Annotated in this window: 13 protein-coding genes; 3 read left to right on the top strand and 10 right to left on the bottom strand. The window is 54.7% G+C overall.

What is annotated here, in order from left to right:
• The first annotated feature begins 68 nt into the window (after positions 1–68).
• Positions 69–977 carry a uridine diphosphate-N-acetylglucosamine-binding protein YvcK gene (yvcK, locus tag ACH0VJ_RS16745; RefSeq protein ID WP_001246033.1) on the top strand — a complete coding sequence of 303 codons (909 nt, stop codon included), beginning with the start codon at positions 69–71 and terminating at the stop codon, positions 975–977.
• A gap of 91 nt (positions 978–1068) precedes the next feature.
• On the opposite strand, the gene slrP is transcribed toward yvcK, so the two are convergent.
• From slrP to bioB, 7 genes are all read right to left on the bottom strand, one after another.
• Complete coding sequence (slrP, locus tag ACH0VJ_RS16740; protein ID WP_000482000.1) at positions 1069–3366, bottom strand: SPI-1 type III secretion system effector E3 ubiquitin transferase SlrP; 2298 nt, start codon at positions 3364–3366, stop codon at positions 1069–1071.
• A gap of 7 nt (positions 3367–3373) precedes the next feature.
• Positions 3374–3547 carry a hypothetical protein gene (locus tag ACH0VJ_RS16735; RefSeq protein ID WP_001616936.1) on the bottom strand — a complete coding sequence of 58 codons (174 nt, stop codon included), beginning with the start codon at positions 3545–3547 and terminating at the stop codon, positions 3374–3376.
• Between the two features lie 308 nt (positions 3548–3855).
• Complete coding sequence (gene uvrB / locus ACH0VJ_RS16730; RefSeq protein WP_000042502.1) at positions 3856–5877, bottom strand: excinuclease ABC subunit UvrB; 2022 nt, start codon at positions 5875–5877, stop codon at positions 3856–3858.
• A gap of 650 nt (positions 5878–6527) precedes the next feature.
• Positions 6528–7214 (bottom strand): dethiobiotin synthase, encoded by a 687-nt coding sequence (gene bioD / locus ACH0VJ_RS16725; RefSeq protein WP_000167222.1) that lies wholly within the window; start codon positions 7212–7214, stop codon positions 6528–6530.
• Positions 7207–7962 (bottom strand): malonyl-ACP O-methyltransferase BioC, encoded by a 756-nt coding sequence (gene bioC / locus ACH0VJ_RS16720; RefSeq protein WP_000079912.1) that lies wholly within the window; start codon positions 7960–7962, stop codon positions 7207–7209. Before bioC ends, bioD begins: the two co-directional genes overlap by 8 nt.
• Positions 7946–9103, bottom strand: coding sequence for an 8-amino-7-oxononanoate synthase (gene bioF, locus ACH0VJ_RS16715; protein ID WP_000118941.1), 1158 nt, complete (start codon positions 9101–9103; stop codon positions 7946–7948). The genes bioC and bioF overlap by 17 nt, the downstream gene beginning before the upstream one ends.
• Positions 9100–10140, bottom strand: a complete 1041-nt coding sequence (bioB, locus tag ACH0VJ_RS16710) for a biotin synthase BioB (protein WP_000090727.1) — start codon at positions 10138–10140, stop codon at positions 9100–9102. Before bioB ends, bioF begins: the two co-directional genes overlap by 4 nt.
• Before the next feature lie 86 nt (positions 10141–10226).
• Between bioB and bioA the strand changes: the two genes are divergently transcribed.
• Both bioA and ACH0VJ_RS16700 read left to right on the top strand, forming a co-directional pair.
• Positions 10227–11516, top strand: coding sequence for an adenosylmethionine--8-amino-7-oxononanoate transaminase (gene bioA / locus ACH0VJ_RS16705; RefSeq protein ID WP_000205514.1), 1290 nt, complete (start codon positions 10227–10229; stop codon positions 11514–11516).
• 57 nt (positions 11517–11573) lie between these two features.
• Positions 11574–12050, top strand: coding sequence for a kinase inhibitor (locus tag ACH0VJ_RS16700; RefSeq protein ID WP_000767404.1), 477 nt, complete (start codon positions 11574–11576; stop codon positions 12048–12050).
• A gap of 84 nt (positions 12051–12134) precedes the next feature.
• Here ACH0VJ_RS16700 and hutH read toward each other — a convergent pair whose 3' ends face one another.
• From hutH to ACH0VJ_RS16685, 3 genes are all read right to left on the bottom strand, one after another.
• Entirely contained in the window at positions 12135–13655 is a 1521-nt protein-coding gene (hutH, locus tag ACH0VJ_RS16695) for a histidine ammonia-lyase (protein WP_001095246.1), read from the bottom strand.
• A gap of 1 nt (position 13656) precedes the next feature.
• The gene (hutU, locus tag ACH0VJ_RS16690; RefSeq protein WP_001115223.1) at positions 13657–15342 is read right to left on the bottom strand and encodes a urocanate hydratase; all 1686 of its coding nucleotides are present in this window, start codon (positions 15340–15342) and stop codon (positions 13657–13659) included.
• Positions 15343–15538: 196 nt separating this feature from the next.
• A complete protein-coding gene (locus ACH0VJ_RS16685) occupies positions 15539–16264 on the bottom strand; it encodes a histidine utilization repressor (RefSeq protein WP_000287413.1) in 726 nt (241 codons plus the stop codon).
• Between the last annotated feature and the right edge of the window lie 38 nt (positions 16265–16302).

Below are 16302 nucleotides of genomic sequence, written 5' to 3'. Positions count from 1 at the left end.
TCGGCTAATTGCTGAAAACCCGCGACTTGCGCTACTGTAGCGCTGCTTATTTGACTTCAGGAATTTTTATGCGCAATCGTACGCTGGCTGACCTTGATCGTGTCGTTGCCCTCGGCGGAGGGCATGGATTAGGACGCGTCCTCTCCTCGCTTTCTTCATTAGGTTCGCGCCTGACCGGCATTGTGACTACCACAGATAACGGGGGGTCAACTGGCCGTATTCGCCGCTCGGAAGGCGGGATCGCCTGGGGCGATATGCGCAACTGTCTGAATCAGTTAATTACCGAACCTAGCGTCGCGTCCGCTATGTTTGAGTATCGTTTTGGCGGTAATGGCGAACTTTCTGGTCATAACCTCGGAAATTTGATGTTAAAGGCGTTAGATCACCTGAGCGTGCGGCCTCTGGAAGCGATTAATTTAATTCGTAATCTGCTTAAAGTGGACGCGCAGCTGATCCCGATGTCGGAGCTACCGGTAGATCTGATGGCGATTGACGATCAGGGGCATGAGATTTATGGCGAGGTGAATATCGATCAGTTAGCGACGCCGCCGCAGGAGATCATGTTAACGCCAAACGTTCCGGCGACGCGGGAAGCGGTACAGGCCATTAATGACGCGGATCTGATTCTGATTGGCCCTGGCAGTTTTTATACCAGCCTGATGCCTTGCCTGCTGCTGGATGAACTGGCGCAGGCGCTGCGGCGCACCCCAGCGCCAATGGTGTATATCGGCAATCTGGGTCGCGAACTGAGTCTGCCCGCCGCCAGTTTAACGCTGGTCGATAAGCTGGCGATGATGGAGCAATATATTGGCAAAAAAGTCATTGACGCAGTAGTGGTTGGGCCGCGAGTTGACGTCAGTGCGGTGAACGATCGGCTGGTGATTCAGGAAGTGCTGGAGGCCAGCGATATCCCCTATCGCCACGATCGTCAGTTATTACATAATGCGCTGGAAAAAGCGCTACAGGCGTTGGGTTAAGCCCGTTTACCGACGACGCTGCGCTTATCAGAAGCCTGTTTACACCGAAGGGTAAACAGGCTCTCTCCCTCTTCTGATAAACTGCGTTCAGCTATCGCCAGTAGGCGCTCATGAGCGAGCTCACCTCTTTTTTCAGCAATATATTCTCCATGATCTCAGTAAAGAGGGTCTGATTGATCTCTTCCATTATTTTTATCCCAATAGCACGCTCTGCATCCATCTGTACCTCAGTAGTACGCTCTGCGTCAGAGTCGTCTGCTATTCTTAAATCTTCCAGTTCAGCATTGACCCGGCTCTGATACTCATCCGTTTCAATACACTCATCCCTTTTAGCCATCATTTCACGCCACTCTTCTGGCGCTATGCGCTCCAGCACTTTATGCCACGGCCCCCACAGCGCAAACCATTTGTGAAAATCCCTATTTTCAGCAATTTTTATCCTTATTTCCGCCTCGTCCAGGTCAGACTCAGTGATACCAGAAACGTTATAAAATCGCATATCCTGGGTCATTGTTGTCAGCGACAGCGACTCTCGTAACTGATTCTGAAAACCCAGAAATACTTCGACTTCGTCAATAAAAAACAGCCGTTTTACCTTTTCTCTGGCGAGCGATTCTATTTGCTCCAGCCGAAAGATTTCACGCCCCGCCATAATCAGTTCCGCTAAGTGGCTATCAAAGGCGCCTCTTTCAGCATCATGAACCAACGTCGCTTCCTGCATTTGGTGGTATGCCAGTGTGACCCGATCTTCACAGCTTATCGTTGCACCCATCGCTATAATAAATGCGGTTTCTCTTAGTGCGCTATCTTCAGCCAGGCGCATTAGCCAGGCGGAGACTTGTTCCTTAAAATCCGGGTGTCGGGTGTTCTGCGTATCGCTAAGACGATCCAGAAACATGCTGAAGGCTGCCGCGTTTACTTCCGTCTCAAACGCCCGCCATTGGTTGACGTCTTCCTCCTCGAGATTGGTTAGCCACCCCTGGACAGCTTGATGCAGTGGTCGAGTTACCCGAACAATTGAAAAGTCGCCCATGGCAAACAATACCCGGGGTCCCTGATAATCTACAGAGGACATTAGCCGCTGCATATTCTGTATTGTTCGTTCTGAAAAAGGATTATATTCTACGATTATTCTTGTAGGTTGAGGTCCTTCACCACGAAAATGGGGTAACGACTCCGGGAGACGGACCAGGTTATTGCGAGAGGCCTGCATTATTTGTAATGCCGCCGGGAAGTTTTCCGGTAGATTAGTCAATGCGTTACGGGAAACATCCAGCGTTGTTATCGTGGGAGGTAGTGTTTCAGGCAGAACCGTAATCTGATTTTTACTTACATCCAGGACCTGTAATTCTGGTGGTAACGATGCGGGCAGACTGGTTAAGGCATTTTCGCCGGCCTCCAGAGTCTTCAGGCCCGGCGGCAATGTTTCAGGCAAAGCGGTTAACGAATTACTCTGCACATTCAAATGGGTAATCCCTGACGGAAGATGTGCTGGCAGTGTCCTTATGCTGTTATCATAAACGCTCAGGTACCGAAGTTCCTCAGGTAGATTTTCAGGTAAGCAACTAATTTTATTATGGAAAAGATCCAGCGATTGAAGCGCTGAAGGCAAACGTTCCGGCAATTCAGTAATACGGTTAATGCTCAGCTCCATTTCCTGTATGGTATCCGGTAACGTGGCAGGGATACTGGTTAGCTGATTACTGTTGGCATACAGGGTCTTTATATTTCCCTGTAAATTTTCCGGCAAACTTTTCAGTTCATTGTTATCGAGTATCAGAGTAGTTATCTGCTCAGGAATATAGGCAGGTATAGTGGTAAGTCCTAATATTTTCAGACGAAGTTCCGTCTTATTATTTTTCAGGCAGTCACGCATCCGTTGTACGGCTTCTTCACGATTTGCTGCCTCTTTCGCTGGCGCCTCTTTTACCCACTCAGACCAGATTAACTCATAATTCACAGCATCTTTGGAGCCGGAAGCGCTACTCGCCTGCTCGCTTTCTGTCACACGGGTATAGGTGACTGACTTTCCCCCTCCCTCAACGGTATAGCCCTCTGTATTAAAAACTATAGACAGAATTTCCTGACTATTTTCACTCAAAATACAGTATTGGTCTGCCCCTCCTCTACTATACTGAATATTATCCGCATACGCCGGGAAAGCTAACATCCTTAAACATTCAAACTTGCTTTTGATCTCTTCTGGCGAGGCGGTTTCAGGTGGATGACAAAGATAAGCGATGCAGTTTTGTGCTTCAACCTGATGTTCTGAAGAGAAAAAGGCACTTATTTTATTCCATATCTCTTCTTTTAAAGGCACCTCTGTTGAGGCCTCATTGCTAATACTTTGATGCCTTGCCGTAGATTGTATATTAGTAATATTAAACATATTTTCCCTACCTGATCTGAACGTAACCTAAAGTAACAGATAAGGATATTCTCAACTTTAAATAAGAGGTCACAGTCGTCATTATTTCGGACAAATCATTCAGTATTTGCAGCGCTTGACTTATAGATGCTCGCGCTTCCATCACCTCTTTTTTAAGTAGAATGATGTAATCTGTTGCCATGACACGCTTTCAACGAACTCATATAAGATTAAAATGACGATCATAAGGATAGCTATACCGATAATACGGGGCGTTTTTTTTCATAGCCGAGGAGAGAGGGAAAATTAGCGTTGGGTTCAGCCTCAACGCTAATTTTCTTCAGTTGTGATTAAACTAGCTACCCCATTGATGTTTTGAGTTTTTCGACAATCCCGTTAGTCAAAGCCTGTCACTGTTTTTCATTCCTGACTGACTTAGCCCTTACTATTGCACTGAAATTCTCAAAAGCGAGCCATGGTAACGATGACTCGCTGGAGATCGACACATTGTCAGGACGCCGCGATAAACAACTCGCGTAACTGGTGCAACTGGTCGCGAATTTGCGCGGCTTCTTCAAACTCCAGATTTTGCGCGTGCTGCATCATTTGCCCTTCCAGTTCATGAATTTTCTGCTGCAACGCTTTCGGCGTCATATCCAGTTCGACAATTCCGGCTTTTGCCGTAGAACGGCCCTTGCCTTTCCCCTTCGCTTTGGTTTTCGCAATGTTCTGCCCCAGCGCCAGGATGTCGACCACTTTTTTGTTCAGCCCCTGCGGAGTGATACCGTGCTCTTCGTTGTACTTCTGCTGCTTCTCGCGACGTCGCTCGGTTTCGCCAATCGCCTTCGCCATCGACGGCGTGATTTTATCGCCATACAGAATCGCTTTACCGTTAACGTTACGCGCCGCGCGCCCTATGGTCTGAATCAGGGAGCGCTCGGAGCGCAGGAAGCCCTCTTTATCGGCGTCCAGAATCGCCACCAGCGAGACTTCCGGCATATCCAGCCCTTCGCGCAGCAGGTTAATCCCCACCAGAACGTCAAACTCGCCCAGACGCAAATCGCGGATGATTTCCATGCGCTCCACGGTATCAATATCTGAGTGCAGGTAACGCACGCGCTCGCCGTGCTCTTCCAGATATTCGGTCAAATCTTCCGCCATCCGTTTGGTAAGCGTAGTGACAAGGACACGCTCATTAATGGCCGCACGCTGACGAATTTCGGACAGCAGATCGTCCACCTGGGTCGCCACCGGACGCACTTCAATAATCGGGTCCAGCAGCCCGGTCGGTCGCACGACCTGATCCACCACCTCATCACCAGATTTTTCCAGCTCATAGTTGCCGGGCGTGGCGGAAACATAGATAGTTTGCGGCGCTAAGGCTTCAAACTCCTCAAACTTCAGCGGACGGTTATCCAGCGCCGAAGGCAGACGGAAGCCATACTCGACCAGCGTCTCTTTGCGCGCCCGGTCGCCGCGGTACATGCCACCTATCTGCGGGATGGTGACATGAGACTCATCCACCACCAGCAGTCCGTCGGCGGGCAGATAATCGAACAAGGTTGGCGGCGGTTCGCCCGGCCCGCGGCCCGACAGAAAGCGGGAATAGTTTTCAATGCCTGAGCAGTAGCCCAGCTCGTTCATCATCTCTAAATCGAACTGCGTGCGCTGGCTTAATCGCTGCTCTTCAAGCAGCTTATTATTCGCCAGCAAGACCTTACGCCTGTCCGCCAGCTCATCTTTTATCTCTTCCATCGCCTGCAGAATACGCTCGCGCGGCGTCACGTAGTGCGTTTTGGGATAGATAGTATAACGTGGCACCGTTGACTCTACCTGCCCGGTTAACGGGTCGAACAGCGACAGGCGTTCCACTTCTTCATCAAACAGCTCAACGCGTAGCGCGATGTCGTCAGATTCAGCCGGGAAGATGTCGATCACTTCGCCGCGCACGCGAAAGGTACCACGCTGAAAAGCTTGATCGTTACGGGTGTATTGCAATTCCGCCAGCCGACGCAAAATCGCGCGCTGGTCAATCAGCATTCCCACCGTCAGATGCAGCATCATTTTCAGGTAGAGATCCGGATCGCCCAGACCGTAAATCGCGGACACAGAAGCCACCACCACGACATCGCGTCGCTCAAGCAACGCTTTCGTTGCCGACAACCGCATTTGCTCAATATGTTCGTTTACCGAAGCGTCTTTTTCGATAAACGTATCCGAACTTGGCACATACGCTTCCGGCTGATAGTAGTCATAGTAGGAGACGAAATACTCGACCGCGTTTTCCGGGAAAAACTCTTTCATTTCGCCGTAGAGCTGCGCCGCCAGGGTTTTATTGGGCGCAAGCACCATCGTTGGCCGCTGCAAGTCCGCAATGACGTTGGCAATGGTGAATGTCTTCCCGGAGCCGGTCACGCCCAATAACGTCTGATGCGCCAGCCCGTCCTCCAGCCCCTCTTCCAGACGACGTATAGCGTCCGGCTGATCGCCAGAAGGTTTAAAAGCGGAATTCAGTTTGAACGGTTTACTCATGAGCGGCTACCTGAAGGAGTGAGCGGGCAGGGATGTAATTTTACTCTCGACGGTGAATATTGCCAATAAAAAATACTGGATGAAAAAACAGTAACACTCCAGTGTATAATGGCTATCGGTAGATACCCCACGCTATTTAGAGGTAAAACATAGACAGTCGCGGGGTAAAATTCCAGCAGTGTGCTGGTTATCCCCAGACCAGAGTCTTTTTTAACATTTGTCAAGTCGGATGATGAAAGTTTTATGTCAACGTATCCTCCTTCCTTTACAACCATTGATTTTATATAACTTGCTGTCTGAAAAGGGATATTTTCTCAAGCCGTCTTTCGCGCCAATTTAGTCGCAGGCCGCGTCGCCTCTCGCTTACGTTGTGTTTTCTAACTCTAATACACAAGGTTATCCACAGGAATAGTGGATAACTGCTTCCAGCCCGTATCCCCTGCCGCCTGGCAAAATCAGCCCCTGACGTTTTCGCCGGGCGATAAAAAAAAATTATCGCTATTTTTGGCAGATTATTGGCTAACGAGAAGGGAAAAATTGAGGCGTAGACGCTCACATTTTGCACATTTTTAGCATGGCGACGTCAGGAGGGTCTGGCGAAAGAACAGCAGGATCGTCTGATCCTGCAAGAAGGCGGTTTTTAAGCGCGGTCAGGCGCGTTCCAGGGGGCTAAGGTCCAGATACTGTCCTGTCGCCGCCTGCGATGGAGAAACGCCCAGCCACGGGATTTCCCCTAATAGCGGGGCCGGTATGACGCGGCGAAGCGTCGCGAGATATTCACCATGACGCGCGCCTGGCGGCTGTATGTCGTTGGCTATCCATCCGACAAGCGGTAATCCGGCCTGTTCTACCGCCAGCGCCGTCAGCATGGCGTGATTAATACAGCCCAGCTTGACACCAACAACCAGAATCACCGGCAGCTGCTCCGTCTGTACCCAGTCGGCAAACGTCAGCGTGGCAGAGAGCGGTGTAAACCAGCCGCCCGCCCCTTCTGTCAACACCCAGTCTGCCTGCGCCTCCAGCGTTCGCAATCCGCGTGATAATACCGCCGCGTCTATCGCCCGGCCTTCGTCGGCGCTAACGATGTGGGGAGAGGTAGGCTCGGCAAAAGTATAAGGATTGATAGCGGAATAAGGTTGCGGCAGGCTGCTGTTACGCTGCAAGGCCAGGGCATCGCTATTGCGTAGCCCGTCGGTTGTCATTTCGCTGCCGGAAGCGACGGGCTTATAGCCTACGGTTTGATAACCTAACTGCGTTGCGGCCTGCAATAAGGCGCAACTGGCAACCGTTTTACCGACTTCAGTATCAGTACCGGTGACAAAATAGCGTTTAGTCACGTTCAATCACTCCCATAAAAAGATGGTACGTCAGCGGATATTTCCCCTGCCACTGCGGCCATGCCAGTTGAATCTGTCTAAGCCGGGCGCGGGTTAATACATCCGACTCCCGCCCTTCATGAAGATGGGTGGCGCCAATGCCTTTAAGCGAGCGCATCGCACTCAGGGCATCCTCAAACCACAATGTCATCGCCTGAGTATGACGAGACGCCCGCCAGCCGCGCAGCGCGTGGTCAATGGCCTCTTCCGGTAAAAAGCTATTCGCGTGAGCGCGATTATCGACGGCCTGCCATGCCTGACGCAGCTCCGGCAACGACCCCTGGCACAAGGTGGTAAACGCCACCACGCCGCCGGGCCGTACAACCCGATACAACTCGCTCAACGCATCACGTAAATCGCCACACCACTGGACCGCCAGGTTGCTCCAGGCCAGGTCAAAAACTTCGGCGTCATGGGGAATCGCTTCGATATCCGCCAGCAAATAGTGATGCGCCGCCTGACGATCGCGCGCCTGTTGCAGCATCGGCAGCGAAAGATCCAGGGCGGTCACTTCGCTCCCCCGCTCTCGCCAGTAACGACTCATACGTCCGGGGCCGCAGCCTGCGTCCAACACACTGGCAAACTGGCGGCCTGTCAACAGCGTCAGCAGCGCATCCGCGCTGTGTTGCTGCAAAGAGGCGTGCTGTTCATATTGCGATGCGGCCCGGCCAAACGCCGCCGCAATAGCCTGCTTATTCACCTGCGCCATGCAGCACCTCCAGCAGACGGTCGATATCACACGCTTCGTGCGCCTGCGTTAACGTTAAGCGCAGGCGCGCCGTACCGACAGGCACCGTCGGCGGGCGAATCGCCGTCGCCCAGCATCCTTGTTGACGCAACGCCTCCGCCAGGCGCAATGCACGGCTGTTATCGCCCACGATTAACGGCTGGATGGCGCTATGGGCATTCAGTAGCGTAAATCGGGACGCGTTAACGCCGGCCCGAAAGCGCTGAACCAGAGCGGCGAGTTTTTCGCGCCGTTCACCACCTTCATCGCTACGGATCACCGCCAGCGAGGCGCTTAACGCCTGCGCCTGGGCGGGCGGCATACTGGTGCTGTAAACCAGATGACGGGCAAATTGCAGCAGATAATCCGCGACGCTTTCCGAGCAGAGCACCGCTGCGCCGCTGACGCCAAACCCCTTACCGAAAGTCACCACCAGCAACTCAGGCTTCACCCCCCGTTGCCAGCAGGTGCCCCGCCCCTCATCGCCAGTCACGCCGATGCCGTGCGCATCATCAACCAACAGCCAGGCATGATGCCTGCGGGCAATATGCTGGATTTCCGCCAGCGGCGCGCTGTCGCCGTCCATGCTGTATACACCTTCTGTCACCACCAGTTGCTGACCCACGCAGGGCGATTGCAGTAAACGCGACAGATGCTGCGTATCGTTATGGATAAAGCGGCGAAGCTGCGCCGGACTCAGATTGGCGGCCTCCAGCAGGGAAGCATGACTCAACCTGTCGGCCACAATCCGGTCATTTTTTTTCATTAAGGCGGTAATGACCGCCTGATTCGCCGCAAAGCCAGAGATAAACAGCAGCGCGCGTGGATATCCTAACCATTGCGCCAGTTCCTCCTCTAACGCCTGGTGCGCCACGGAATAACCGCTGATATGACCCGACCCGCCGCTGCCGACGCCAAAACGCGTCGCTGCCTGTTGCCAGGCGCGAATAATCTGCGGATGTTGACTTAAGCCGAGGTAATCATTGCTGGAAAAGTTAAGATACTGTCGCCCGTTCGCTACCAGCCAGCGTCCGGCACCCTGCGATACCACATAGCGGCGGCGCAACGTATCCGTCGCCCGACGCGCCGTCAGCGCATCGTCGACGCGTTGTTGCCAACTCATAAGGCTGCCGCGTTGTAATAATCATCGGTGTCAGGCGTCATCAGCGTCTGCTCCAGACGTTGCTGCTGCTCGTTATCGCCCGCCAGCACCCTGGTCTGCTGCGGATTCAGCCCCAGCTTACGGAATAACTGCAGATCCTTGTCCTCTGCCGGATTTGGCGTAGTTAACAATTTGCAGCCATAGAAAATCGAGTTCGCCCCGGCCATAAAGCACATCGCCTGGGTCTGCTCGTTCATCTGTTCACGCCCTGCGGAAAGACGCACGTATGAGGTCGGCATCATGATGCGCGCCACGGCGATAGTACGAATAAAATCAAACGCATCCACGTCATCGTTATCCGCAAGCGGCGTGCCTTTCACCTTCACCAGCATGTTGATTGGCACGCTTTCCGGCGGTGTTGGCAGGTTCGCCAACTGCAACAACAGTCCGGCGCGATCGGTAACCGTTTCGCCCAGACCCACAATGCCGCCGGAGCACACTTTAATCCCTGCTTCACGGACTTTTTCCAGCGTGTCGAGGCGCTCCTGATAGGTACGGGTAGTGATGATATTGCCGTAAAACTCCGGCGAGGTATCGAGGTTGTGGTTGTAGTAATCCAGCCCGGCGTTAGCCAGACGCTGCGCCTGGCTCTCGTTCAACATGCCGAGCGTCATACAGGTTTCCAGCCCCATCGCTTTGACGCCCTGTACAATCTGCTCCAGATAAGGCATATCGCGTTCATGCGGATTCTTCCAGGCCGCTCCCATACAGAAGCGGGTCGAACCGGCGTTTTTCGCTTTACGGGCGGAGTCCAGTACCTGCTCTACCTCCATTAAACGCTCGGCTTCCAGCCCTGTTTTATAGCGCGAGCTCTGCGGGCAGTATTTACAATCCTCCGGGCAGGCGCCGGTTTTGATCGACAGCAGCGTACTAACCTGTACCTGCTGCGGATCGAAATGCTGGCGATGAATTTGCTGCGCTTCAAACAGCAATTCCAGCAGTGGTTTTTCAAATAATTCGGTTACTTGCGACAGTGTCCAGCGTGGGTGGCGAGCCATCGGGCTTCTCCAAAATATGTTGTTTGTTTTTGATATGGTGTAGACTCGTAAACCTAAATCTTTTTAATTTGGTTTACAAGTCGATTATGACAACGGACGATCTGGCCTTCGATAAACGCCATATTTGGCATCCTTACACTTCCATGACTTCGCCGCTGCCGGTATATCCCGTTGAGCGGGCCGAAGGCTGCGAGCTGGTTCTCGCCTCGGGCGAACGCCTGATTGAGGGGATGTCCTCCTGGTGGGCGGCCATTCATGGTTATAACCACCCGCAATTGAACGCGGCGATGAAAGCGCAAATTGACGCCATGTCGCATGTCATGTTCGGCGGCATAACCCATACACCTGCGGTGAATCTGTGCCGTAAGCTGGTCGCGATAACGCCTGAGCCGCTGGAGTGTGTCTTTCTGGCCGACTCCGGTTCGGTGTCGGTGGAAGTGGCCATGAAGATGGCGCTGCAATACTGGCAGGCGCGGGGCGAATCGCGTCAGCGTTTTCTGACGTTTCGCCACGGTTATCATGGCGACACGTTCGGCGCGATGTCGGTGTGCGATCCGGATAACTCCATGCACAGCTTGTGGAAAGGCTATCTGCCGGAAAATCTGTTCGCGCCGGCGCCGCAAAGCCGGATGGATGGCGAATGGGATGAAAGCGACATCGCGCCATTTGCCCGCCTGATGGCCGCGCATCGCCATGAAATAGCCGCCGTGATTCTGGAACCTATCGTTCAGGGCGCGGGCGGGATGCGCATATATCATCCACAATGGCTCAGGCGTATTCGTAACATGTGCGATCGCGAAGGCATTCTGCTGATTGCCGATGAAATAGCCACCGGGTTTGGCCGTACCGGCAAACTGTTCGCCTGCGAGCACGCCGGGATCGCGCCGGATATTTTGTGTCTCGGCAAAGCCTTAACCGGCGGCACCATGACCCTCTCGGCAACGCTCACGACACGCCAGGTTGCAGAGACTATTAGCAACGGCGAGGCGGGGTGTTTTATGCATGGCCCGACGTTTATGGGGAATCCGCTGGCCTGCGCCGTCGCTTGCGCCAGCCTGACGCTGCTGGAAAGCGGCGAATGGCGTCAGCAGGTGGCGTCTATCGAGTCTCAGTTACGCGCTGAGTTAGCCCCCGCGCAAAGTTCGCCCTGGGTGGCGGATGTGCGGGTGTTGGGCGCGATTGGGGTGGTTGAAACCACGCATCCGGTCAATATGGCGGCGCTTCAACGCTTCTTCGTCGGGCAAGGCGTCTGGATCAGGCCGTTCGGCAAGCTAATCTACCTGATGCCGCCCTATATTATTCGTCCGGATCAACTGCGCCGTTTGACCCAGGCGGTCAATGACGCAGTACACAATGAAACATTTTTTAGCCATTAATCAGCGGTAAGCGATGCTGCTTCTGGCTACACTTCTGGTGAGTCAAAAGGAGAGCGCATGAAACTTATCAGCAACGATTTGCGCGATGGAGATAAACTTCCTCATCGCCACGTTTTTAACGGTATGGGCTATGATGGCGATAATATTTCTCCGCATCTGGCCTGGGACGACGTGCCGATGGGCACCAAAAGTTTTGTCGTGACCTGTTACGATCCCGACGCGCCGACCGGCTCCGGCTGGTGGCACTGGGTGGTGGTGAACCTCCCGGCGGATACGCGCGTACTGACCCAGGGGTTCGGCTCAGGCCTGGTGGCCGTACCAGACGGCGTCATTCAGACGCGTACCGATTTCGGTAAAGCGGGCTACGGCGGCGCGGCGCCGCCTAAAGGGGAAACGCACCGCTATATCTTTACGGTTCACGCGCTGGACGTCGAGCGTCTTGACGTTGATGAAGACGCCAGCGGCGCGATGGTCGGCTTTAACGTGCATTTCCATTCGCTCGCCAGCGCCTCGATAACGGTGATGTTCAGTTAAACGCTGTGCCGGATGGCGGCGTAAACGTCTTATCCTGCCAACGGGTTGGGTAAGCCGAATAAGCGCCTCGCCATCCGGCAGCATTCACATAAAGTCCGGCACCAGACGCTGTAACGCGCCTTGCGCCAGCAGTGCTGTCGCACACTCAATATCGGGTGCGAAAAAACGATCCTGCGTATAGTGCGCTACCCGCTGGCGCAGTGTCTGCCGCGCCTGTTCCAGTAACGGGCTGGAGGTTAACCCTTCCCGTAAATCTATCCCCTGACAGGCCGCCAGCCACTCCACGGCAATGATGCCGCGGGTATTCGCCGCCATTTCCCAGAGTCGCCGCCCTGCCGCCGGGGCCATTGAGACATGATCTTCCTGATTCGCCGAGGTCGGCAGGCTATCCACGCTGTGCGGGTGCGCCAGCGCTTTATTCTCGCTGGCGAGCGCCGCGGCGGTGACCTGGGCAATCATAAAACCGGAATTAACGCCGCCATTTTTCACCAGGAACGGCGGTAACTGCGACATATGTTTATCCATCATCAGCGCGATGCGCCGCTCCGATAGCGCGCCGATTTCCGCTATCGCCAGCGCCAGATTATCCGCCGCCATGGCAACCGGTTCAGCATGGAAGTTACCGCCGGAGATCACCTCCCCCGCATCGGCAAAGACCAGCGGATTATCGGACACCGCGTTGGCCTCAGCCAGCAGTACCTCTTTCGTCTGACGTAACTGGGTCAGACAAGCGCCCATTACCTGCGGCTGGCAGCGAAGGGAATACGGGTCCTGAACTTTATGACAGTGGTGATGTGATTCAGCAATAGCACTGGTATCGGTCAACAGATGCCGGAACAACCGCGCGGCGTCAATTTGCCCCTGTTGTCCGCGCGCGGCATGAATGCGCGCATCAAAAGGACGGCGCGATCCCAGTACGGCTTCGGTGGTCAGCGCGCCGCAGACGACGGCGGAGGCAAATAACTCCTGTGCCTCAAACAAACCGCGCAGCGCGAAGGCCGTTGACACCTGGGTGCCGTTAAGCAGCGCCAGCCCCTCTTTGGCCGCCAGCGCGACAGGCTCCAGTCCGGCCTTTTTTAGCGCCGTCTGCGCCGGAAGCCATTCACCCTGCCAGCGCGCTTTTCCTTCGCCAAGCAGCGTCAGCGACAGATGCGCCAGCGGCGCTAAGTCGCCCGACGCGCCAACCGAGCCTTTTGCCGGAATCAGCGGATACACGCCGGCATTCACCAGAGCGATGAGCGCCTCTATCACGCTCAACCGAATCCCGGAAAACCCGCGCGCCAGGCTATTGATTTTCAATACCATAATCAGACGCACCATCGCGTCATCCAGTGGGTCGCCTACGCCCGCGGCGTGAGACAGCACCAACGATCGCTGTAGATTTTGCAAGTCTTCATCAGCGATGCGCGTCTGCGCCAGCAGACCGAAACCGGTGTTGATGCCGTAGGCGGTACGCCCTTCGGCAACGATATCATTGACGCACGCGACACTGGCGTTAATGCCGTCAATGGCGCTGGCGTCCAGCCGAAGCTGTACCGGATGACGCCAGACATCGTACAGTTGAGAGAGGCTTAACTGCCCCGGAGTGAGTGTCATGGTGTTCATATCAGCCTTTCCCCTGCGTCGCCGCAACCATCGGTAAATTCAGACCTTGCTCAACAGCGCATTCCACCGCGAGATCATATCCGGCATCGGCATGGCGCATGACGCCCGTCGCCGGATCGTTGTGTAACACGCGGCGAATACGCGCGGCGGCCTCGTCAGTGCCATCACAGACAATCACCATACCGGCGTGTTGCGAAAAACCCATCCCCACCCCGCCGCCATGATGGAGCGATACCCATGTCGCCCCGCTGGCGGTATTCAGCAACGCATTTAACAGCGGCCAGTCGGAAACCGCGTCAGAGCCGTCGCGCATCGCTTCGGTTTCACGGTTAGGGCTGGCGACGGAACCGGAATCCAGGTGATCGCGGCCAATCACAATGGGCGCGGATACCTCGCCGCAACGCACCATTTCGTTGAACGCCAGCCCCAGTTTTTGCCGCCACTCCAGGCCTACCCAGCAGATACGCGCCGGTAACCCCTGAAAATGAATGCGCTCGCGCGCCATATCCAGCCAGTGATGCAGATGTTTATCCTCAGCCACTATCTCTTTGACTTTGGCATCGGTTTTATAGATATCCTGCGGATCGCCGGACAGCGCCACCCAGCGAAACGGCCCGATGCCACGACAGAACAGCGGACGAATATAGGCTGGCACAAATCCCGGAAAATCAAAGGCGTTTTCCACCCCCATCTCTTTCGCCATCTGACGAATATTGTTGCCATAGTCAAAGGTCGGCACGCCCATTTTACTGAACGCCAGCATCGCCCGAACATGCGCCGCCATGGAACGTTTCGCTGCCTGCATCGTCCCGTGGGGATCGGATTGCGCGTTTTTCTGATACTCCTCCCAGCGCCAGCCGGAGGGTAAATAGCCATGTAGCGGATCGTGGGCGCTGGTCTGATCGGTCACCAGGTCCGGGCGCACGCCGCGATTAACCAGTTCCGGCAGGATATCCGCCGCGTTCGCGCACAGGGCGACGGACACGGCTTTCCCCTCGCGGGTGTAGCGCGTAATGCGGGCCAGCGCGTCATCCAGCGTGGCGGCCTGCTCATCCACGTAACGAGTACGCAGACGAAAATCGATACGGCTTTGCTGGCATTCAATCGTCAGCGAACACGCTCCGGCCAGCGTCGCGGCTAGCGGTTGCGCGCCGCCCATGCCGCCCAGCCCGGCAGTCAGCACCCAGCGTCCCGCCAGCGTGCCGTTATAGTGCTGACGCCCCGCCTCGACAAAGGTTTCGTATGTTCCCTGCACGATTCCCTGGCTGCCGATATAGATCCAGCTTCCGGCCGTCATTTGACCGTACATCGCCAGCCCTTTCGCATCCAGTTCGTTAAAGTGTTCCCATGTCGCCCAGTGGGGAACCAGGTTGGAGTTGGCGATTAATACCCGCGGCGCGTTGTCGTGCGTTTTAAATACGCCGACCGGTTTGCCAGACTGAATAAGCAACGTTTCGTCCGCCTCCAGCCGGGTGAGCGCATCAACAATAGCGTCATAGCATTTCCAGTTGCGCGCGGCGCGACCAATCCCGCCGTAGACCACCAGCTCATGCGGATTTTCCGCCACGTCAGGATCGAGATTATTCATTAACATCCGCAGCGGGGCTTCTGTCAGCCAGCTTTTCGCCGTTAATACCGTGCCTCGGGGCGCGCGGATAGTTTGCTGACGATACTTGCTTTCAGGCATAGCAATGACTCCTCATTATTATCGGTCTGCCATCGCCAAATAACGCTAAAACGCCACTATCAGGCACCGCCGCAGACCCACAGATAAGAATCAGACATATACTTGTCTATACAAGTAAGCACAAGAATAGAATTAACAAAAATGATACAATTTTGTTATATTGTGTCAGCAATCACGTTTTCCGGCAGCGGCCCGCTCAGGAGATAAATCGTCCCTGTAGCCGGTAGCGCGACCCGGGGAAAAGTAAACGGGCGTGAGAAACAATCCGCGACGCGGACCAAGTCGTACGACGAATGAGCAGACAAGGCTCATGCTCTTTGATAGTTAACCACGCACACTCTTGCGCCGTGGCGCGCACCGCCTCCACAATATGTTCCCCTTCCGTTAGCGGCGCGATCCGCGACAAATAAGCGTGCGGCGTGGTCTGACGGTAATCCTGCGTCAGGTAATCCACGGCAATATCCGCATTCACGCAGCGATCTTCAATTTGTACCGGCAGATCGTTTTCATAATGCACCATGATGGAATGGAAAATGACATCGCTCTCATTGACGTTGAGAGCGCTGGCCTGGATGGCGTTTGCCCGCACACGCTCCAGTGTAAGCACCTCACAACGATGCTGATGACGGCGGGCGGCAATCTCCTCGGCGATACTGCGGACTTCAAACAGCGCGGACTGGCCTTTTGGTTCGGCGACAAACGTCCCCACGCCCTGTAAACGCACCAGCCACCCTTCATCCGTCAGCTCACGCAGCGCCCGGTTGATGGTCATTCGGCTAAAGCCATACTGGGCGACCAGTTCAGCTTCCGACGGAATGCGATCGTGCGGCTGCCAGACGCCGCCGGCTATTTTTTTACAGATGTCCTGTTTCACCGTTTCGTAAAAAGGCGCAGGCGCAGAACGGGAGCGGGATGAATACATGCGTGAAGCCTTCCTTATGCGGATAATGTTTTCCGGAT

Origin of the sequence: Salmonella sp. 2020_1459, assembly GCF_043847915.1 — a bacterium.
GTDB lineage: Bacteria > Pseudomonadota > Gammaproteobacteria > Enterobacterales > Enterobacteriaceae > Salmonella > Salmonella enterica.
This window is presented reverse-complemented; position numbering and strand designations above follow the sequence as displayed.